This window comes from Sphingomonas sp. S6, from assembly GCF_043498045.1.
Classification (GTDB): domain Bacteria; phylum Pseudomonadota; class Alphaproteobacteria; order Sphingomonadales; family Sphingomonadaceae; genus Sphingomonas.
Window position 1 is genome coordinate 1 of sequence record NZ_JBIEOE010000014.1, and the last position, 17,694, is coordinate 17,694.

General features: G+C 64.5%; 18 protein-coding genes and 1 pseudogene. 12 read left to right on the top strand and 7 right to left on the bottom strand.

Annotated features, from left to right (window positions below; translation table 11 throughout):
* Window positions 1-78 precede the first annotated feature (78 nt).
* The 4 genes and pseudogenes from ACGVWT_RS15840 to ACGVWT_RS15855 form a co-directional block, all read left to right on the top strand.
* Window positions 79-417: pseudogene (locus tag ACGVWT_RS15840) on the top strand (integrase core domain-containing protein); the annotation flags it as partial.
* Window positions 418-672: 255 nt separating this feature from the next.
* On the top strand, window positions 673-1,497 hold the full coding sequence (locus tag ACGVWT_RS15845) for a sulfurtransferase/chromate resistance protein (protein WP_126013732.1): 825 nt from the start codon (window positions 673-675) through the stop codon (window positions 1,495-1,497).
* Window positions 1,494-2,891, top strand: coding sequence for a chromate efflux transporter (gene chrA / locus ACGVWT_RS15850; RefSeq protein ID WP_126013730.1), 1,398 nt, complete (start codon window positions 1,494-1,496; stop codon window positions 2,889-2,891). The genes ACGVWT_RS15845 and chrA overlap by 4 nt, the downstream gene beginning before the upstream one ends.
* 17 nt (window positions 2,892-2,908) lie before the next feature.
* Window positions 2,909-3,607, top strand: coding sequence for a superoxide dismutase (locus tag ACGVWT_RS15855; RefSeq protein ID WP_116463011.1), 699 nt, complete (start codon window positions 2,909-2,911; stop codon window positions 3,605-3,607).
* On the opposite strand, the gene ACGVWT_RS15860 is transcribed toward ACGVWT_RS15855, so the two are convergent.
* From ACGVWT_RS15860 to ACGVWT_RS15880, 5 genes are read right to left on the bottom strand one after another with little or no spacing between them, the layout of a single operon-like run.
* Window positions 3,604-6,825 (bottom strand): efflux RND transporter permease subunit, encoded by a 3,222-nt coding sequence (locus ACGVWT_RS15860; protein ID WP_116463010.1) that lies wholly within the window; start codon window positions 6,823-6,825, stop codon window positions 3,604-3,606. The two genes, ACGVWT_RS15855 and ACGVWT_RS15860, sit on opposite strands and share 4 nt — an antisense overlap.
* The gene (locus ACGVWT_RS15865; RefSeq protein ID WP_116463009.1) at window positions 6,822-7,982 is read right to left on the bottom strand and encodes an efflux RND transporter periplasmic adaptor subunit; all 1,161 of its coding nucleotides are present in this window, start codon (window positions 7,980-7,982) and stop codon (window positions 6,822-6,824) included. The genes ACGVWT_RS15860 and ACGVWT_RS15865 overlap by 4 nt, the downstream gene beginning before the upstream one ends.
* The gene (locus ACGVWT_RS15870; RefSeq protein ID WP_116463008.1) at window positions 7,979-9,238 is read right to left on the bottom strand and encodes a TolC family protein; all 1,260 of its coding nucleotides are present in this window, start codon (window positions 9,236-9,238) and stop codon (window positions 7,979-7,981) included. Before ACGVWT_RS15870 ends, ACGVWT_RS15865 begins: the two co-directional genes overlap by 4 nt.
* Window positions 9,239-9,291: 53 nt before the next feature.
* Window positions 9,292-9,627 (bottom strand): hypothetical protein, encoded by a 336-nt coding sequence (locus ACGVWT_RS15875; protein WP_126013726.1) that lies wholly within the window; start codon window positions 9,625-9,627, stop codon window positions 9,292-9,294.
* A 47-nt stretch (window positions 9,628-9,674) separates the two neighbouring features.
* Window positions 9,675-11,000: an MFS transporter gene (locus ACGVWT_RS15880; RefSeq protein WP_116463006.1), complete on the bottom strand. Its 1,326-nt coding sequence runs from the start codon at window positions 10,998-11,000 to the stop codon at window positions 9,675-9,677.
* Between the two features lie 88 nt (window positions 11,001-11,088).
* On the opposite strand from ACGVWT_RS15880, the gene ACGVWT_RS15885 reads away from it, so the two are divergent.
* The 8 genes from ACGVWT_RS15885 (at window position 11,089) to ACGVWT_RS15920 (ending at window position 16,254) form a co-directional block, all read left to right on the top strand.
* Complete coding sequence (locus ACGVWT_RS15885) at window positions 11,089-11,358, top strand: metal-sensing transcriptional repressor (RefSeq protein ID WP_116463005.1); 270 nt, start codon at window positions 11,089-11,091, stop codon at window positions 11,356-11,358.
* Window positions 11,359-11,792: 434 nt separating this feature from the next.
* Complete coding sequence (locus ACGVWT_RS15890; RefSeq protein WP_158441947.1) at window positions 11,793-11,990, top strand: hypothetical protein; 198 nt, start codon at window positions 11,793-11,795, stop codon at window positions 11,988-11,990.
* Window positions 11,980-12,645, top strand: coding sequence for a hypothetical protein (locus tag ACGVWT_RS15895; protein WP_022675749.1), 666 nt, complete (start codon window positions 11,980-11,982; stop codon window positions 12,643-12,645). Before ACGVWT_RS15890 ends, ACGVWT_RS15895 begins: the two co-directional genes overlap by 11 nt.
* A gap of 73 nt (window positions 12,646-12,718) precedes the next feature.
* Entirely contained in the window at window positions 12,719-13,540 is an 822-nt protein-coding gene (locus ACGVWT_RS15900; RefSeq protein ID WP_022675750.1) for a CsgG/HfaB family protein, read from the top strand.
* Between the two features lie 81 nt (window positions 13,541-13,621).
* Window positions 13,622-13,921 carry a hypothetical protein gene (locus tag ACGVWT_RS15905; protein ID WP_022675751.1) on the top strand — a complete coding sequence of 100 codons (300 nt, stop codon included), beginning with the start codon at window positions 13,622-13,624 and terminating at the stop codon, window positions 13,919-13,921.
* Between the two features lie 159 nt (window positions 13,922-14,080).
* Entirely contained in the window at window positions 14,081-14,374 is a 294-nt protein-coding gene (locus ACGVWT_RS15910) for a hypothetical protein (protein WP_022675752.1), read from the top strand.
* A gap of 900 nt (window positions 14,375-15,274) precedes the next feature.
* Entirely contained in the window at window positions 15,275-15,943 is a 669-nt protein-coding gene (parA, locus tag ACGVWT_RS15915) for a ParA family partition ATPase (protein WP_066667192.1), read from the top strand.
* On the top strand, window positions 15,940-16,254 hold the full coding sequence (locus ACGVWT_RS15920; protein WP_022676116.1) for a ribbon-helix-helix domain-containing protein: 315 nt from the start codon (window positions 15,940-15,942) through the stop codon (window positions 16,252-16,254). The genes parA and ACGVWT_RS15920 overlap by 4 nt, the downstream gene beginning before the upstream one ends.
* Window positions 16,255-16,290: 36 nt before the next feature.
* Here ACGVWT_RS15920 and ACGVWT_RS15925 read toward each other — a convergent pair whose 3' ends face one another.
* The gene (locus ACGVWT_RS15925; protein ID WP_022676115.1) at window positions 16,291-16,731 is read right to left on the bottom strand and encodes a hypothetical protein; all 441 of its coding nucleotides are present in this window, start codon (window positions 16,729-16,731) and stop codon (window positions 16,291-16,293) included.
* Window positions 16,732-16,960: 229 nt separating this feature from the next.
* Window positions 16,961-17,626: a recombinase family protein gene (locus ACGVWT_RS15930; protein ID WP_022676114.1), complete on the bottom strand. Its 666-nt coding sequence runs from the start codon at window positions 17,624-17,626 to the stop codon at window positions 16,961-16,963.
* Window positions 17,627-17,694: the final 68 nt, after the last annotated feature.

A 17,694-nucleotide genomic window follows, 5' to 3' on the forward strand; every position in this document is an offset into this window, starting at 1 on the left:
GAAGCCTGCGGCCGCTACGCGGCCTTGTCTTCATCAGGGCCATAGCGGCTCCCAAACCAGCGCTTCCCAATGTGCTATGGCAGCGAGTTCATCGCCGCCGCCGTCCAGACCTGGCTCAGGCAGATCGGCGTGAAGACGCTCTACATCGCCCCGGGCTCGCCATGGGAGAACGGCTACAACGAGAGCTTCAACGGCTCGCTGCGGGATGAGCTGCTGAACGGCGAGATCTTCTACACCCTCGCTGAAGCCAGGGTGCTGATCGAGGCGTGGCGGCGTCACTACAACACTGTCCGACCGCACAGCAGCCTCGGCTATCGACCACCCGCCCCGGAAGCGGCGACACCGCCATTGCCGGCCTCCGGTTCCGCTTCGCTCCACCTCCGACCGGCAATGGCGGCGGAGACGACAATGCACTAACTATCAACCCGGACCACCCGGTGGGGGCTGCTCATAATCACCACTCCTCGGCGGTCACCCCCTTTCCCTCAAACGATCGAATAGCGGGAATCGAAATCGCTTCTCGAAACTCGTCGGCTACGAGAATTGGGACAGTGGCGACGGTGATTGACATCGCACGGTGAGCATGGCTGATTAAGCGTATGGGGATGGCGATCTCCCCACGAGGCGTCAGCCAGAGAATCGCGTCCAGCACGAACACGCAAGGGACGCGTCATGCCTGCTCCAAACGCTATAACACCGGACAAACTTGCCCGCCTTGTCGCATCGCCCAGCGCGCCGCGTATCATCGATCTGCGCGACGGACCGACAGAAGCCATTCCGGGATCACTGTTTCCAGTTCTCCTTGATCCGACCCAATGGGGATATGCCTCCGGGTCATCAGCGGTCCTCATCGACACCGATGGTAGTGGTCTGGCAGTTGCAGCGGCCGCCATTCTTCGCAGCGAGGGTGTAGCGGCCGAAGTCTTGGACGGCGGGTTCGCCGCATGGGCGGCAAGCGGGTTGCCTACCGTTTCCCTGGTCCATCTGCCGCCACGACATGACGATGGCCAAACATGGTGGGTCACACGAGCGCGGCCCAAGGTCGATCGCATCGCCTGTCCCTGGCTGATCCGACGGTTCGTCGATCCGCAGGCCCGCTTCTTGTTCGTCGCGCCCGGTGACGTGCTGACCGTCGCCAAGCAACAACAGGCCGAGCCGTTCGACGTCGCGGACGAAGGCGTATTCTGGAGCCATCGCGGCGAGCGTTGCACCTTCGACATCATGGTCGAGGCCTTCGGCCTCGACGCGCACGAACCGCTGGTCCGCCTCGCGACGATCGTGCGGGGCGCCGATACCGATCGGCTCGACCTTGTGCCCGAGGCTGCTGGACTGCTCGCCATCTCGCTTGGCCTGTCGCGTATCCACAGTGACGATCACGCCCAGCTCGAAGCCGGCATGGCGGTATACGATGCGCTCTATCGCTGGTGCCGTGACGCGCAGGGCGAGAAGCACAACTGGTCCTCGCATCAGCCGGCGCGCGGGAAGGTGTCGTCATGACCGCGGTGACAGCCGACGTCGCGACGCCGACGCGCCCGGAACCGGTCACGCTCGGCCAGGCCTTCTGGGTCTGGCTGCGCATCGCGATGCTCTCGTTCGGCGGTCCTGCCGGACAGATCGCGGTAATGCACCGCATCCTCGTCGACGAAAAACGCTGGATCGGGGAGCAGCGGTTCCTGCACGCCCTCAACTATTGCATGTTGCTGCCAGGGCCAGAGGCGCAACAGCTCGCCACATACATCGGCTGGCTGATGCACCGGACGAAGGGCGGCATCGTCGCCGGCGTGCTGTTCGTTATTCCCGGCGCGGTCGCGATCATGGCGCTGAGCTGGGTCTATGTCCTCTACGGTCGCGTCGGTATCGTCTCGGCGCTGTTCTTCGGCCTCAAGTGCGCGGTATTGGCCGTCGTGCTTCAGGCGGTCGTGCGGATCGGCGGACGGGCGCTCAAGTCGACGCCGGCAAGGGCGCTTGCCGCGCTGGCGTTCGTCCTGATCTTCTTCGCCGGCGCGCCGTTTCCGCTGATCGTGCTGGGTGCCGGCCTCATCGGATGGTGGTCGACCCGGCAAGGCAGCACGGCCTTCAGGGGCGGAGGGCACGGCGCGTCCAAGGGCACGATCGTAGCCGACGCGGATACACTACTCGGCGAAGAGCTGCCCGCCCATGCCCGGCCGACATGGGCTGAGACGGTCCGCACAGCGCTGGTCTGGCTGGCTCTCTGGCTCGTGCCGGTCGCGGCGCTGTTGATCGCGCTCGGTCCCGATGACGTGTTCAGCCGCATCGCGACCTTCTTCTCGACGATGGCGATGGTGACGTTCGGCGGGGCCTATGCCGTCCTCGCCTATGTCGCGCAGCAGGCGGTCGAGAATTATGGCTGGCTGGGGCCGAAGGAGATGCTGGACGGTCTTGGCATTGCGGAGACGACGCCTGGGCCGCTCATCATGGTCCTGCAATTCGTCGGCTTCCTCGGCGCCTATCGCGGGTCCACCGGGCTGTCCCCGCTGTTGGCTGGGACGCTCGGCGGGCTGCTCGCGACCTGGGTAACGTTCGTGCCGTGTTTCCTGTGGATCTTCCTCGGTGCGCCCTTCATCGAGCGACTGCGCGGTAACGCTGCCGTCGCGGGCGCGCTGTCGGCGATCACCGCGGCGGTCGTGGGCGTCGTACTCAACCTCGCGGTGTGGTTCGCGCTGCATACGCTGTTTCGCGAAACGACGATGGTGGCAGCAGGGCCGTTCCGCTTCGATGCGCCGGTGCTGACCAGCATCGATCCGGCCGCCTTCGTCCTCTCGCTGGGCGCAGCCTACGCGATCTTCATGACGCGGGCGGGGGTCATCACGACCCTGCTGGCGACGTCGGCTGTGGGGCTGGCGCTTTATGGGCTTGGGGTAATCCGATGAATAGCGGAGAGAAGTCGATGGATGCGATCGATCGTCGTGCGGCGCTGGGTCTGGGGATCGCAGCGGGTGCCGCCTCGTTGGGCGGGCCTGTGGCCGCACAAGCTCCTGCCAACCCGGCGCCAGCCTTCACGCCCCGGCCGCTACCGTTCGATGCAGCAACGCTTCCCGGGCTGTCCGCCAAGCTGCTGACCAGCCACCACGACAACAACTATATTGGTGCGGTCAAGCGCCTCGGAGCGATCAAGGCCGAGTTTGCCAGGCTCGACCCGATGACGGCACCGGGCTTCACGCTCAACGGGCTGAAGCGTGAGGAGCTGATCGCCTGGAACTCGATGATCCTGCACGAAATCTATTTCGCGGGCTTGGGCGGTGCTTCGCGGCCGGGCGCACGGCTTTCGCAGGCGATCGAACGCGACTTCGGCAGCCATGCGCGCTGGGCGGCCGAGTTTACCGGCATGGGCAAGGCGCTGGCTGCCGGGTCGGGATGGGTATTGCTCACCTGGAGCGAACGGGACGGGCGTCTGACGAACCAATGGGCTGCCGATCATACGATGACGCTGGCAGGGGGAACGCCGCTTCTGGCGCTCGACATGTACGAACACGCCTATGCGATCGACTATGGCGCGAAGGCCGGCGATTACGTTGATACGTACATGAAGGTGCTGAGCTGGGATGCTGCCAGTCGCCGGTTCGAGCGACTGGCGGCACCGATCTAGGCAAGGACTGGTTCGGCCACCTTGCGGCGTCGCTGAAAACGCGACGCCCATGCGGTGATCGCCGGCAGCACCAGCAGCGTCAGCGCGGTCGACGTGATGAGGCCGCCGATGACGACCGTGGCGAGCGGGCGCTGCACCTCCGCACCCGTGCCGGTGGCGAGCGCCATCGGTACGAAGCCGAGCGACGCAACCAGCGCCGTCATCAGAACCGGACGAACCCGCTCCATCGCACCATCGGCGATAGCCCGATCATCGTCCTCGCCTTCCTCGCGGTGCTTGCGGATCGCGCCCATCATGACGAGGCCGTTGAGGACCGCGACGCCCGACAACGCGATGAACCCGACTGCGGCAGTGATCGAGAAGGGAATGCCGCGCAGCAGCAGGGCGAAGACGCCGCCCGCGAGCGCCATCGGCACCGCGGAGAAGACGATCAGCGCGGGGATGAAGCCGCCAAGCGCCATGTAGAGCAGCGCATAGATCGCCAAGAAGCAGATCGGCACCACCAGCATCAGGCGAAGCCGCGCCGATTGCAGACTCTCGAAGGTGCCGCCCCAACCGGTATACATGCCGGCAGGAAGCGGCATCGCATCAATGCGGGCTTCGGCTTCCTTGACGAAGCCGCCAAGGTCGCGTCCACGCACATTGACCTGAACGGTCATCATGCGCTTGCCGTTCTCGCGGCTGATCTGATTCAACCCTTGCGTATAATTGAACCGCGCCACCTCGCGCAGCGGGATCGAGCGCGCGGTCTGTCCCTCGGGCGTCGGCAGCATGACCGGGATCGCGCCCAGCGTATCGATGTCGTCACGCTGCGCGTCGGGCAGGCGCACCACCACCGAGAAGCGCCGATCGCCCTCGAATAACAGCCCGGCTTCCCGGCCGCCCAGCGCGGCCGAGACGGTGTTCGCCACCTCCTCGACCGAGAGGCCAAGCCGTCCGGCAGCCTGGCGGTCGATCTGCACGTCGAAGGTGGGGGCGCCGTCCGTCTGCTCGACGCTGACGTCGCCCGCGCCCGGGATGGTGCGCACCGCATTGGCGATCTTCTGGGCCTGTGCGGTCATTGCATCGAGGTCGTCGCCATAGAGCTTGATCGCCACGTCGGCGCGGACGCCGGCGATCAGCTCGTTGAAGCGCATCTGGATCGGCTGCTGGATTTCGGTCCGGTTGCCGATGACCCCCTTCATCCGCTCCTCGATGCGGGCGATGATATCCTCCTTGGTCTTTACCTCCGCCGGCCATTCGCTTTCCGGCTTGGGAATGACATAGGTGTCCGACGAGTTGGGCGGCATGGGATCGGTGCCGAGGTCGGCGTTGCCGTTCTTGGAGAAGACCAGCGCCACCTCCGGCAGCGTCTTCAACGCATCCTCGATCCGCATCTGCATCTGCGTCGACTGGTCGATCGAGGCCGAGGGCACGCGGAAGTTGGTGACGGTGATGTCCTTCTCGTCGAGCTGCGGCATGAACTCCTCGCCGAGGAAGCCGAAGCAGAACACCGCCGCGACGAACACGCCGGCACCGGCCGTGATGAAGGGCAACGGTCGGGCGATCGCCTTGCCCAGCAGCGGCGCATACCGCTCCTTGAACCAGCGGATCGGCTTCACCTCCGTTTCGCTGACCCGGCCCTTGATAAGGATCACGATCATCGCCGGCACGAAGGTCAGCGACAGGACGAAGGCGCAGGCCAGCGCGATCATCAGCGTCGTCGCCATCGGCGAGAACGTCTTTCCCTCGACGCCCTGGAACGTGAGCAGCGGGACGAAGACGAGGAAGATGATAAGCTGGCCGAAGACGGTCGGCCGGATCATCTCCTTCGCCGATGCGGCGGTCGTCTCAAGGCGCTCGTCCAGCGTCAGCAGGCGGTTCTCGGCGTGCTGGCGCTCGGCGAGGTGGCGCAGCGCATTCTCGACGATGATGACCGCCCCGTCGACGATCAGGCCGAAGTCGAGCGCGCCCAGGCTCATCAGATTGCCGGATACGCCCAGCGCATTCATGCCCGATGCCGTCATCAGCATCGTGATCGGAATGACCGCGGCGGTGATGAGCGCGGCGCGGACGTTGCCGAGCAACAGGAACAGGACGACGATGACGAGCAACGCGCCCTCGATCAGGTTTTTCTCGACCGTCGCGATCGTCGCGTTGACCAGCTTCGAGCGGTTATAGACGGGTTCGGCGAATACATCGGGCGGCAGCGTCCGGTTGACCTGTTCCAGCTTCTCTCCGACCGCGGTCGCGACGATGCGGCTGTTCTCGCCTACCAGCATCAGCACGGTCGAGATGACCGCCTCCGATCCCATGCGGCTGCCCGACCCGGTGCGGACCGCACCACCGATCATCACTTGCCCGACGTCCTTGACCCGCACGGGCACGCCGTTGCGGGTGGCGACGACCGCCTCCTGGATGTCCTCGATCGACTTCAGGCGGGCATCGGCGCGAACCAGAAAGCTCTCGCCGGCGCGGCGCACATAGTTCGAGCCTGCCGAGACGTTCGCCCGCTCCATCGCATCGGCCAGCTCGGTGATCGAGATGCCGTAGGAGGCGAGCGCATTGAGGTTGGGTTCGATCAGATACTGTTTGACATAACCGCCATTGGAATCGACCCCGGCAACGCCCTTCACGTTGCGCATCTGCGGCCGGATGATCCAGTCCTGCACCGTGCGCAGATAGGCAGCCTTGGCGAGTTCGGTGGTCAGCCGCTCGCCCTCCGGCGTCAGATAGCTGCCGTCCGACTGCCAGCCCGGCTGACCATCGACCGTCTTCACGCCCTTGCCGTCCGGGTGACGGAAGGCGATCGAGTAGAAGAAGATCTCGCCGAGGCCGGTGCTGAGCGGCGCGAGGTTGGGTTGCACGCCTGCCGGCAGGCTGTCCTTCGCCTGGGCGAGCCGTTCCGTGACCTGCGCCCTCGCGAAGTAGATGCTGGTCGCGTCGGTGAAGACCGCCGTCACCTGGCTGAAACCGTTGCGCGAGAAGGAGCGCGTCATCTCCAGCCCGGGGATGCCCGCCAATGCCGTCTCGACGGGGAACGTCACCTGCTTTTCGACATCGACCGGGCCGAGCGAGGGGACGAAGGTGCTGATCTGCACCTGACGGTTGGTGACGTCTGGCACCGCGTCGATCGGCAGCTTGGTGATCTGCCATGCCCCGAACGCGACGACGACGAGGGTCAGGAACGCGACCAGCCATCGGAGGCGAACCGATGTCGAAAGGATGCGCTCGATCATTCCTCGCCTCCCACGTTCTTTTCGAGTTCGGCCTTGATGAGGAAGGCGTTGGTCGTGGCGATCTGCGTGCCCGCGCTAATACCTTCGGCAACGGCGACCATGCCGCCAGAGCGGTTGGCAATGCGGATAGGCTGCGCCTTGAACCCCTGCGGCGTCCGGACAAACACCACCGTCCTATCGCCCAGCGTCTGCACGGCATCCTGTGGGACCATGACGCCGCCCTTGGTCGCACCGCCGCTGGCCAGGATGCGCGCCTGGACGAGCTGTCCGGGTGCGAGCGTGCTGGTGCCGGCGGTCGGCGTCACCACGATCGTCGCGGTGCGCGACTGCGGATCAACGACGCCTGTTGCGGCACGGACCCGGCCTTCAATGGTGCGGCCATCACTGGTGCTCAGCTCGACCCGATCGCCGGTGCGGACCCGCATGGCATCGGCCGGGGGCACGTTGGCGGTGATCTGGAATCGACGCGGATCGGCGACCCGGAACAGCTCGGTTTCCGCCGCGACATACTGGCCGAGATTGGCAGCAGCAGCAGTCACACGGCCGGCGATCGGGCTGATGATCGCCACGGAGCGTCCGTCGCCGGTAACACGCGCGGCGCCTGCCGCGGCGCTGGCACGGCGCGCGTCGGCCTGAGCCACCGCGAGGTTGGCCTGTGCGGCCTCGTAGTCGGCACGGGGACTGACGCCCTGTGCGAGCAAGGTCCGTTCGCGCGCGAGCTGGCGCTGGGCGAGCGTCACGCGCGCCGATGCCGATGAACGGTCGGCCGCGATCTGCGAGGCGTCCCGGCTTTCGACCAGGGCGAGTGTCTGGCCTGCCCGGACAGGATCGCCGATCCGCGAGAAGATGCGCGTGATCGTCCCCGGTGCGCGGGCCGTCAGCAACGCTTCCGCGTCCGGTGTGGCCTCAACCGTCGCGGAGGCGATGACAGCAGCATCCAGCTCGCCTGAAGCGGCAGGGGCGACGGTGATCTGCGACGTCGCAATAGCTTGCGGCGTGATGACCAGCCTGTCGTTCGACGCTGCCGGTGTGGCGGCTTCTGTCGGGGCCGGTGTCGGAACAGGTGCCTGGGTGAGGCGTGCGACGCCGAAACCGAGCGCGGCAGCCGCGACCAGCCCGATGGCGGCCCCGGCATAGAGACGATGTTTTCCGGTCATTGGACCGCTTCTCCGGTGATGCTGAGGCCCGACAGGCGGGCAAGGTTGGCGCGGGCGTCGAGACGCGCGATGTCGGCGTCGAGGATGACGCCTCGGGCGGCGCCGAGATTGTGACGGGCGGCAAGCAGTTCGATCAGCGGTGCCTTGCCCGCCTCATAGGCGATACGTGCAAGGCGATACGCCTCCTCGGCGGTCCGCATCGTTCGCTGTGCGGCTACCGCGCGCGTATCGGCGGCCTGCACGAGGACGAAAGCGGCCCGCGCGCCGGTCTCCGCTTCGAGCCGCGCCGCTGCGGCGCGGGCTTCGGCTCCCTGAAGATCGGCACGGGCTGCATCGATATTGCCCCGGTTGCGATCGAAGAACGGCAGCGGCACCGATACCCCGGCGACGACGGCGGGGCCGCTGGCGACGCGAAGCTGGCGAACGCCAAGCTGCGCCGTGATGTTGGGAACAGCAAGCCGTTGCTGTACCGTAACGGCTCTTGCAGCTGCCTCCCGTTCCGCTTCCGCGACCTTGACCGTCGTTGCCTGCATCGGATCGACCGGTCCGCTCGACGGTCGCGCGTTCATCCGATCGAGCAGGGATTCCCCAACCCCGGTGAACGTCGTCGGGGAACCTGCCAAGCCTGAAAGCCGCGCGAGCGCCGCTGTCTTCTGGGCACGCGCGACTTCAAGATCGGCTTCGAGGGTCGCGAGTTCGGTTTCCGCCTGAAGCTGGCGCAACCGTGCTTCCTTGCCGGCACCGACAAGGGCGCGAGCGACCTTCAGGTCGGCGGTCGCCTCCTCCACCTCGTCCTCGGCGAGCGCGATCCGGCGTTCCGCTACCTCGGCACTCGCATAGGCGCGCGCCAGTTCAGTGGCGAAGAGCAGACGGCCATCGCGGTTCCGTGCTTGCGCCGCGGCGATGCCCGCCTCCCCGGCCGCGATCCGGGCGGAACGCTTGCCCCCCAGCTCAATCGGCTGATCGATCTGGAAGGTGGTCTGCTGCTGATTGCGCGCGTTGTTCTGCAAGTCGCCGGCGAAGTTCTCGGCGTAGACGTTGATGAAGGGATTGGGCCGCGCGCGCGCCTGTTCGGCAAGGCCTTGCGCGCGGGCCACGTCCGCATCGAGGGCGGTCACGCGCGGAGCCGTCTGCGCCTGACGCAGGAGCTGGGCGAAGGGTGGTGCCGTCTGCGCACCGGCCGTGCCGATGGGGCACAGCATTACGAGCATACCGGCCAGCGCAAGCCTGCGCTGCCGGCGACTGGGGCCGTTCATGATCTTCTTCCTGCAAAGGTGAGCTTGGTGGCGCGGTTGGCGCCGGTGCCGGCTCAGGCTCGTGGAGGTCGAAGAAACTCTGCGGGGTCGATCCCTCCGGGCAGACGAGCGGTGCCGATCATCCATTGCCGGTCGGCAACGAGGATCATCCGCTCGGACGGGAGCGCCCCGTCAAACGCTACCCAATGCCCTGTCGCGTGCGCCAACACATGGATCGGTGCATCGGGATCGGATTTCTCGGGCGTATCGTGGCTATGCTCGATCACTGACGCATGGATCGCATCGTCGTCATGGACGATCGCATTGTGCCACCCCGACAGGCCGATCAGGCCGAGCATGGCGACGAGCGCCAGCACGGCGCCCAGCAGCGCGGATCGAGGATGACGCATAGGCATTCTGCCGAAACTACGCTGACCGCCTGTAACGGACAAGCGCATCACCGGTTCGGCCACTTCGGATGACGGCGATCGATCACGAAAGCATGATCGCCCTTGGCGTGCTCTGCGTGGTGGGGATCGTCGGCGGGTAGATCGGCATGGTCATGCGGAATGACGTCCGGATCATGCGCCGGCCATAGGCGAAGCGCCGCGACGACGCCGATCGCGGACAGCGCCGCCATGCCGACGAAGGCCGCGCTCATGCTGACGCGAGCGCCCAACTGTCCGACGAGCGGATAGCAGATCAGCCAGCACACATGGCTGAGTGCGAACTGCGCCGCGAACAGGGCGGGCCGGTCCTCGGCATTGGCCGATCGGCGAAGAAGTCGTCCGGACGGCGTGAGGCTTGCGGAGTAGGCGACGCCCATGACCAGCCAGCCCGCCAGCAGGACGTGCCAATAGGCAGCGCCCGGCGTCATCGTCGCGCTGATCGCGGCGAGCGCCGCGAGCGTGATCGTCAGCACGGCAGCGGCGACGATCATCACCGTGCGATCGGCGATCCTGTCCAATACCCGCGGCAGGGTCAGCGCCGCGGTGATCGAGCCGCCTCCGAAGGCGGCGAGCGTCAGTGCGACATCGCGCTGGCTCAGGCCCAGGCCCTTCACGATGACGACGGTGTTGACGATGACCATCGCGCTCGCGGCAGCGGCGCTGAGCGTCAGGGCCAGCAGTCCGCGCAGGCGCGGCGTCCTGAGGTAGATGCGCGTTCCCCGCGTCGTTTTGTCGTAAATGCCGCCCTGATCCTCGACTGGTGCGGGCCGGGGCAGGACCGTCGAGACGACGAGCAGCGCCGAAGCGATGAAGCCGATCGCCGTGCCCGAGAACAACCAGTGATAGCTCATCACCGTCAGCAGGCCGGCCGCAAGGATGGGGCTGGTCAGGCTCTCCATGTCATAGGCGAGACGCGACAGCGACAGGGCGCGGGTATAGTCACGCTCATCCGGCAAAACGTCCGCGATGGTCGCCTGAAACGTCGGCGTGAACGCGGCCGACGCCGATTGCAGGACGAAGATCAGGACATAGACCTGCCAGACCTGGTTCACGAACGGCAGGCAGATCGCCACGGCCGCGCGGATCGCATCCATGCTGACAAGCAACGCCCGCCGGGGTACGCGGTTGGCGAACGCTCCGGCGATCGGGGCGACGCCGATATAGGCGACCATCTTGATCGCGAGCGCCGTGCCCAGCACGGCCCCGGCGCTGCCACCAGCGATGTCATAAGCCAGCAGTCCCAGCGCAACGGTCGCAAGTCCCGTCCCGATCAATGCGATGATCTGGGCGAGAAACAGATGACGGTAAGTCCGGTTTGCCAGGACGCTGAGCATGGACGCCTCATATCCCCCTAGGGGGATGCCGTCTATCCCCCTGGGGGGATACTCGACAACATCGGTGCCGGCATCCTACATTGAGGGCATGTCTCATAACGCGCACTCCAGCCACCCGGCGATCATCAAGCGCCTGAACCGCGCAGCGGGTCATCTGCGCAGCATCGTCGGGATGATCGAGGAAGAGCGGCCATGCGTCGACATCGCCCAGCAGCTCCAGGCCGTCGAAAGCGCGATTGCCAGCGCCAAGCGCGCGCTCATCAACGACCATATTGACCACTGCCTCGTTCATGCCGAGGAAGGTGAAGGGACGAAGGTTGCGGTCGAGCAGTTTCGGGCGATTTCGAAATACTGGTGACGCGGCACTCCGCTTTCCCGATTGGGAAGGTCGCGTGGGACGGCTGACGGCGGGAAGGCGCGCTCGATGGCAACGAGGGCGCCATTTTCCCGAAATGTGTTCCCGATTGGCTTTTCCCGAAACTGCCCGGTGCAGATGGAGAAACGGGACAACCTATGGCCGTCTGATCGACCTCCCCTTGGCGGTCGAAGCTGTTGGCAGATAACGTGAGTGCGACGCCTCGTTTGCGAGCAGCGCCGGATGATGGCGAGCACATTGGCAGCTAATTCGAGCACGGTGCCACGCGCCAGTGGCAGATAGCGTGAGCAGGAAATAGCGCTGTTGGCGAGCAGACACCGCTACGATTGCAAGCCCCTACACCTACCAGCCAAGCCGGGGTACACACCCCCGCCGAGGAGCTGGCCGACGATCTTCGCACGAGAGCCTTTCACCTCATGGATGAGCATCCGATTGCAGCGGCTCATTTGGTGCTCGCCGCGGCTTCGATCGCGCCGGAATGTGCGGCCGAGAAGGAGGTCGCAGACGAGTTTTCCTTCGTCATCGCCGACTTCATGCAGCAGCTGAAGATTCTGCATCACCGCGCCGTGACGAAGCGCGCCATAACAACTGGAGCGGCACGTCATGGGGCTTGATGATCGCGACTATATGCGGGCCCGGTATCGGAGGCGCCAGGGTATCGATGACGGCCCGACGATCTGGAACGACAAGCGCGGGCGTGTGGAAATGGGCCAGGGATCGTCATGGACCAACGCAAGATGGCAAATGGCCGGCGTCGGACGTGCGCTACTTCAAGCAATCCTAGTTCCGGCCGTCGCGCTCGGGGGCATGTATGTCATCTATAGGACGTACACCTCGGTGATGACGTCGGCATTTCAGAGGATGATTCCAGTGCCATTCCCGGAAAGCGGCACGGTGTTCACCACACCGGCAACCGACCTTAACCGTCGACAGGGCATTCTAAGGTTTCGCGCTCCAGACAGGCCCAATCATGGCTACGTGGTCGTCTTGAACGACGTCGCGACCGACAAGGATGTGTTGGGGATCTACGTAGCTGGGGGGAAGAAGACGGCAACACCGGTCCAGGTCGGGACCTACCGCGTCAGGATTGCGGAGGGGCTGACGGCCTTCTGGCACGGGAATGACCGCCTTTTCGGCTCGACCACAGCAAAGGAAATGATGGCTCCGGTGAAGGTGGTCGGATCAACAGACAAGACGATCCGGCTGCAGACCGGTCTTGCTCGCGCTCTCGAGGTCAAAGCCGACAGCGCAAAGGGCTTTCTGGAATAGGTCATTTCAGTCGCAACGCACTGAGATAGCAACAAACCTATGGTACACGATCATCGAACGAGGGAGGGATACAATGCGCCGTACTATCGCAATCATGGCATTGCTCGCAGCGTCGGCTTCGCCGGCGCTCGCCCAGAAGGCGGGTAAGGGGGGGATCGGGATCGACGAGAATACGCAGGTTCCACGCTGCGATCGACCCTACGGGACCATCGCGTTGGTGGAGGAGCGCGCCGCTGGAGGAACCGCCGAGGGCATTCCCCCGGGCCTTGCGGCGCTGATGCGGATGGCAGAAGCCCAGAACGGCGGGAGTCAGCGTGTTGATCCGATCCCCCTGCTGAAGCTTCTCGTTGCTCAATCGGGCTGCTTCCAGGTCGTCGATCGTGGAGAAGGCTTCGACGCCCTGCAGCGAGAGCGTCAGCTCGCAGCGGGTGGAAGCGTCGCTGGCGCGAACAACCAAGCCACTCTGAAGGCCGCGGATTACCTTCTCCAGGCCAAGGTGCTCTATTCGGATTCTGATGCGGGTGGCAGCGGAGGCGGGCTCGGCACGATGTTCCCCGGCGGCCTCGGGTTCAAACAGAAGGTCAAGTCGAGCCAGACCATGCTTACCTTGATCGAGGTGAAAACCGGCATCCAACAGGCGATCGCGACGGGCTCGGCCCGCAAAAAGGATCTGTCGATCCTGGGAGGCGGTCTGCTCACCAACGCCGGCGTCGGCGCTCTCGGAGGTGCGTATACCAGCACCGACATGGGCAAGATCACTTCGGTCGCGATGCTCGACGCCTTCGTCAAGCTGACCAATCAGGCACAGACGCGGTTGCCCCAACCAACTGGAGCTTCGATCGGACCGGCGCCCTCCCCGGCGCCTCCGATGGCACCACCAGCGCCGAGGCAATAAGCTTTAGAGGGGAGAGGGAGTTAGCAGGCGAGCGAGAGCATCGCTCGAGAGCCCCCTCCCCCATCGTCGTCAGGTGTCCATATGAAACACGCGCGTATCCAGCAGCGGGACTTCTTCGATCCTGCCCCGGACCTCAACATAGAGCCGCTAGACGCGGCCGAGATGGAGGCGCCGCGTGGTGAACCGATCGCCATCCCTTGCGGCTTCATGACGAAGACCAACGAGCGATGCCAGCGACTGGCAAGCAGGCCCGTCATGCTGGAGGGGCACCAGATGACGTGTAGAGGCCGTCCTATGCTGTTCTGCGACCCCGCCTGCTACAATGCCTCCATGCGCGCCGACGTGCCGGCAGACGAAACCATCACGGATCCGTCAGCGTAGTCGATGCAAACGGCCCCCTCCCCCACTGCGCCGACATGCGGATATTGCGGCAATCGCCTCGGAGCGTGGCCGCCCGCCAGTCCGGTTGAGCCGTGCCGCGTCTGCAGAAGGCCGACGATGTTTGTGCCGATCCCGTGGAGCCAACCTCGCCGTCTCCTGATGTCCGGTCTCCTCGATGCTGGCGCATCGCTCTACGGGATCGCGACGGTCTGTCTCGTGGCTGCGTTCGCCATATCGCCGTCATCAGGTCGAGAATTTGTGAAGGCCTTCACCCTGATGCTGTTCGTTATAGGGTCCGTCCTAGCCGTCGACGGGATATTGGCAGTACGTACCGGGATCGACCGCACCTGGTCTACCAGGAGGAAAGGCCGATCGGCTCGCGCGCTGGGCGTCGGGAAGATCCTCGCGTCCAACGCCGCCCTGATGTTGGTCATCGTCGGCATACTGATATAGGTATCGCGAGTGTGCGACCGCGCACCTGTGCACAGGTGCTCACTTGCACGTCTGCGACGTCGCAATTACGCTTCTGTGCACCAGCGCACCCGCGCGTCGATGCACGTATGTCTGGGAGCGTATGCGTGAGCGAGTGCGCTTGGCTCTAGCCTGCCAAGGTCGTGGGGTGCCCTCCCCCCGAAGGCGCCAGCTAGTTCAGAAGCTCCCTTTTCACCCGCCCCCTTAGCGTTGGGGATCGTGCGAAAGCGTTATGCTCCACACCCTGCGATGGAATGAATCACCGGTGCACTGGTGCACAGGTGCGATGCGACCGCCGTGATTGCGTGGCGCATGGCTCTGGCTCGGCCGAGGGACGACAGGTCGCCGACGCGATCTCTGCGACACGGCGCTAAGGGCTGCATTGGCTCGGCGCACTATTGCGATAATGCACTGTCGCAGGTGTGCACAGGTGCGAGGGTGCGTCGTCGCACGGTCGTGATTACGCGATAGTGCGAAGGATCTGTAGTCGGGCTGCTTGTCGTGTGGGTAGCTGATGGATGTTGAACGGGAAGGGCTCACCGAGGATGGTAAGAGGAGGTGCTTAGGGGCGGCCTGACGCCGCCAGCTAAGCGACGCAGGGTAGAGCCCGCACGTGCGAGACCCGCCCCAGAAACCAGTCGGCTCACCGGCGCAGCGTCATTGCTTTGAGCCGAGCTGGCTTGAGCAGCTGTGTTGGCACCATTGAACAAGGTCATTCAACGCAACAACGGTTCAGACACTGGTGCGACCGTGCACCTGTGCACACGCGCGCACGTGCGTTTTCGCGCTTGTGCGCTAGCGCGAGTGTGGGCATACGTACCAACGCAATCGCGCACGTGTGCACAGTCACGACTGTGCATAGGGCAAAGCGAGGATATCAAGATGAAGACAGTGGCTCTCATTGCGCAGAAGGGCGGGGTCGGAAAAACGACGCTCGCGATCCACCTTGCGACAGCTTTCGCCGCTACCGGCAAGAACACCTTGCTCCTCGACCTCGATCCACAGGCCAGCGCAGCCGAATGGAAGGATCATCGCGCGGATGAGACGCCCGCAGTGCTATCGATCCAGCCATCCAGGCTGACAAAGGTTCTCGAGGAAGCGAAGTCGATGGGGGCCGACGTGGTAATCCTCGACACGGCTCCGCACAGCGAGAGCACAGCTCTCGAGGCGGCAAAGGCGGCAGATCTGATCCTCGTACCGTGTCAGCCCACGATCATGGATCTCAGGGCTATGGCGAAGACAGTCGAGCTGTTGAAGCTGGTTGGCAAAACGGCGTTCGCGGTCCTCAACAGCGTGCCTCACCAAGGCACTGGTGGCCAGGAGGCGGCCGAGACGATCGCTTCGTCGTTCGGGCTTCAGGTCGCGGACCCGTCGTTTGGGGATCGCGTCGCCTTCAGCCGCTGTATGATTTCGGGCCAAGCAGCGCAGGAGGTCGAGCCGAACGGAAAAGCTGCCGCAGAGGTGACCGCCTTGTTTGACTGGGTGGTCGCACAGCTGCACACTCGCACACGTGCACCTGCGCAGCGTAAGAAGAAGGGTGAGGCGGCATGACTAGAAAGGTTGGCTTCGCAGCAGGTCTGGGTAAGCTGGGAGAGATTGGCGGCAAGGTTGCGCCAGCGCCGTCGCCTATCGCTCGACCGGCCGAGGCGGTCGAGGCGGGGGAGGGGGACGGGCCTGTTCGGGCGGCGCCGGGCCCTCGCCGGAACGGCAAGGTGAACATTGCCGGTTACTTCGATCCCGCGGTTCGTAAGCAGCTTGCGATGCTGGCTGTCGAGCACGACACCGACCAAGTCAAACTCATGGCGGAAGCCCTGAACCTGCTGTTCGAAAAGTATGGGCGCTCGCCTATCGCCTCCGCTTGAGACAACCCCGCCGTCAGTCGCGGCGACGGTAAAGGCTCAGCGTCGCGCGCTGCATAGCTCGGAGTTGCGCAGCAAGCGCGCTCCGAGCACGCGAGTTTCGCGTTCCATTTGCTCCTCCATCATTGACCAGATGGTACGAGCGGCCGCGCAGTAGCCAGGTACGTCGGCTGCGATCTTGTCGTCGGTCCACCTTTCGATGTGTTTGTCTGAGATGAGCCTCTTAGAGGTGAAGGCGACAAGGAAATCCGACAGCGCAGCACGATCGTCGCTGTCTGCCGTTTCCAGTAAACGCGGAATAATGCAGTCGCTAACAAACGCCGACCTTTCGCGGCTTGCGCGGGTTAGATCTAAGCGAGCCTTTTCCAGACCGGCAATGTTCGCGCAGTCGGTTGCGCAGTGACTCTGAATTAACGTGAGGCCAACCCGGATGACTCGGTGATGCTCCTCAAGACCGCGAAGCAGTTCCTTGTCCATCATGGTTAACCGACGCCTCCCAAATACTGCCAAAAGGCAGCATCTGCTGCGCCGTCTACCGTATCTGGGAAATCAGCTCAGCGATATTGATAACGCCCGTAACGACTGTTGGATCGTTAGCCAGAAGGAATTTTGTTAAAGCCTTGGGAAAACGCGCCTGACGACGGCGTCGACGCTACGGCACAGCGGCTTGGCGAGTTGGAAGGGCAGGGGAAGCCCGAATTGCTGGCGCTCAGGCGATGTCCTCGACAGCGCACGGATCAGTGCCGCTGGCGTCGCCCGACCGTTCGTTCTTCAGGCGGCGAGCAATCTTAGCGAGCAACGTCCGACTGCAGCCCGTGCCGATCATGATCTCGCGCCAGCTCTGCCCATCCTTCAGTGACCGGGCGATCGCGGCGTTGCGGGCAGTGTTCTCAACGCGGCCTTTGTAGAGGCCTGCGGTTCGAGCTCGGCTGACGCCTTCGGCTTGCCGGCGCCGACGATCATCATAATCCTTGCGAGCGACCGCGGCGAGGACGTCGAGCATCATTGCATTTACCGCGGCGAACATCCGAGCTGTGAAGTCGTCGGGGGTAGCGATCAGGTTCCAGGAGGTTGGCAGATCGAGAGACACGATCCGAACCTGGCGTGCCTCGATCTCCGATCGCAACTTGCTCCAATCGGCCGAGCTGAGGCGCGATAGACGGTCGACCTGCTCGACCAGCAACACGTCACCGGGGCCGCAATCGTCCAGTAGTCGAAAAAGCTCCGGCCGGGCGAGGCGAGTGCCGCTCTCGTGTTCAACATAGCGCGATGCGATACGGAATCCATGTGAGGCGGCGAACGCATCCAGCGCTGCGCGAGCGCGGGTCGCATCCTGTTCAGCGGTCGATGCGCGGAGATAAGCCCGGACGAACATGCTTCAGTCCTTTATGAACAGTCTTGTTATGTCCAGTCTTTTTTGAGAGCGCGTTTGACGGAAAAAAG

What these genes read in the sequence shown, in the direction of transcription:
- ACGVWT_RS15845 (WP_126013732.1), top strand. Translation starts at nt 673, where the DNA reads ATGCCTGCTCCAAACGCTATAACACCGGACAAACTTGCCCGCCTTGTC.
- chrA (WP_126013730.1), top strand. Translation starts at nt 1,494, where the DNA reads ATGACCGCGGTGACAGCCGACGTCGCGACGCCGACGCGCCCGGAACCG.
- ACGVWT_RS15855 (WP_116463011.1), top strand. Translation starts at nt 2,909, where the DNA reads ATGGATGCGATCGATCGTCGTGCGGCGCTGGGTCTGGGGATCGCAGCG.
- ACGVWT_RS15860 (WP_116463010.1), bottom strand. Translation starts at nt 6,825, where the DNA reads ATGATCGAGCGCATCCTTTCGACATCGGTTCGCCTCCGATGGCTGGTC.
- ACGVWT_RS15865 (WP_116463009.1), bottom strand. Translation starts at nt 7,982, where the DNA reads ATGACCGGAAAACATCGTCTCTATGCCGGGGCCGCCATCGGGCTGGTC.
- ACGVWT_RS15870 (WP_116463008.1), bottom strand. Translation starts at nt 9,238, where the DNA reads ATGAACGGCCCCAGTCGCCGGCAGCGCAGGCTTGCGCTGGCCGGTATG.
- ACGVWT_RS15875 (WP_126013726.1), bottom strand. Translation starts at nt 9,627, where the DNA reads ATGCGTCATCCTCGATCCGCGCTGCTGGGCGCCGTGCTGGCGCTCGTC.
- ACGVWT_RS15880 (WP_116463006.1), bottom strand. Translation starts at nt 11,000, where the DNA reads ATGCTCAGCGTCCTGGCAAACCGGACTTACCGTCATCTGTTTCTCGCC.
- ACGVWT_RS15885 (WP_116463005.1), top strand. Translation starts at nt 11,089, where the DNA reads ATGTCTCATAACGCGCACTCCAGCCACCCGGCGATCATCAAGCGCCTG.
- ACGVWT_RS15890 (WP_158441947.1), top strand. Translation starts at nt 11,793, where the DNA reads ATGGATGAGCATCCGATTGCAGCGGCTCATTTGGTGCTCGCCGCGGCT.
- ACGVWT_RS15895 (WP_022675749.1), top strand. Translation starts at nt 11,980, where the DNA reads ATGGGGCTTGATGATCGCGACTATATGCGGGCCCGGTATCGGAGGCGC.
- ACGVWT_RS15900 (WP_022675750.1), top strand. Translation starts at nt 12,719, where the DNA reads ATGCGCCGTACTATCGCAATCATGGCATTGCTCGCAGCGTCGGCTTCG.
- ACGVWT_RS15905 (WP_022675751.1), top strand. Translation starts at nt 13,622, where the DNA reads ATGAAACACGCGCGTATCCAGCAGCGGGACTTCTTCGATCCTGCCCCG.
- ACGVWT_RS15910 (WP_022675752.1), top strand. Translation starts at nt 14,081, where the DNA reads ATGTCCGGTCTCCTCGATGCTGGCGCATCGCTCTACGGGATCGCGACG.
- parA (WP_066667192.1), top strand. Translation starts at nt 15,275, where the DNA reads ATGAAGACAGTGGCTCTCATTGCGCAGAAGGGCGGGGTCGGAAAAACG.
- ACGVWT_RS15920 (WP_022676116.1), top strand. Translation starts at nt 15,940, where the DNA reads ATGACTAGAAAGGTTGGCTTCGCAGCAGGTCTGGGTAAGCTGGGAGAG.
- ACGVWT_RS15925 (WP_022676115.1), bottom strand. Translation starts at nt 16,731, where the DNA reads ATGATGGACAAGGAACTGCTTCGCGGTCTTGAGGAGCATCACCGAGTC.
- ACGVWT_RS15930 (WP_022676114.1), bottom strand. Translation starts at nt 17,626, where the DNA reads ATGTTCGTCCGGGCTTATCTCCGCGCATCGACCGCTGAACAGGATGCG.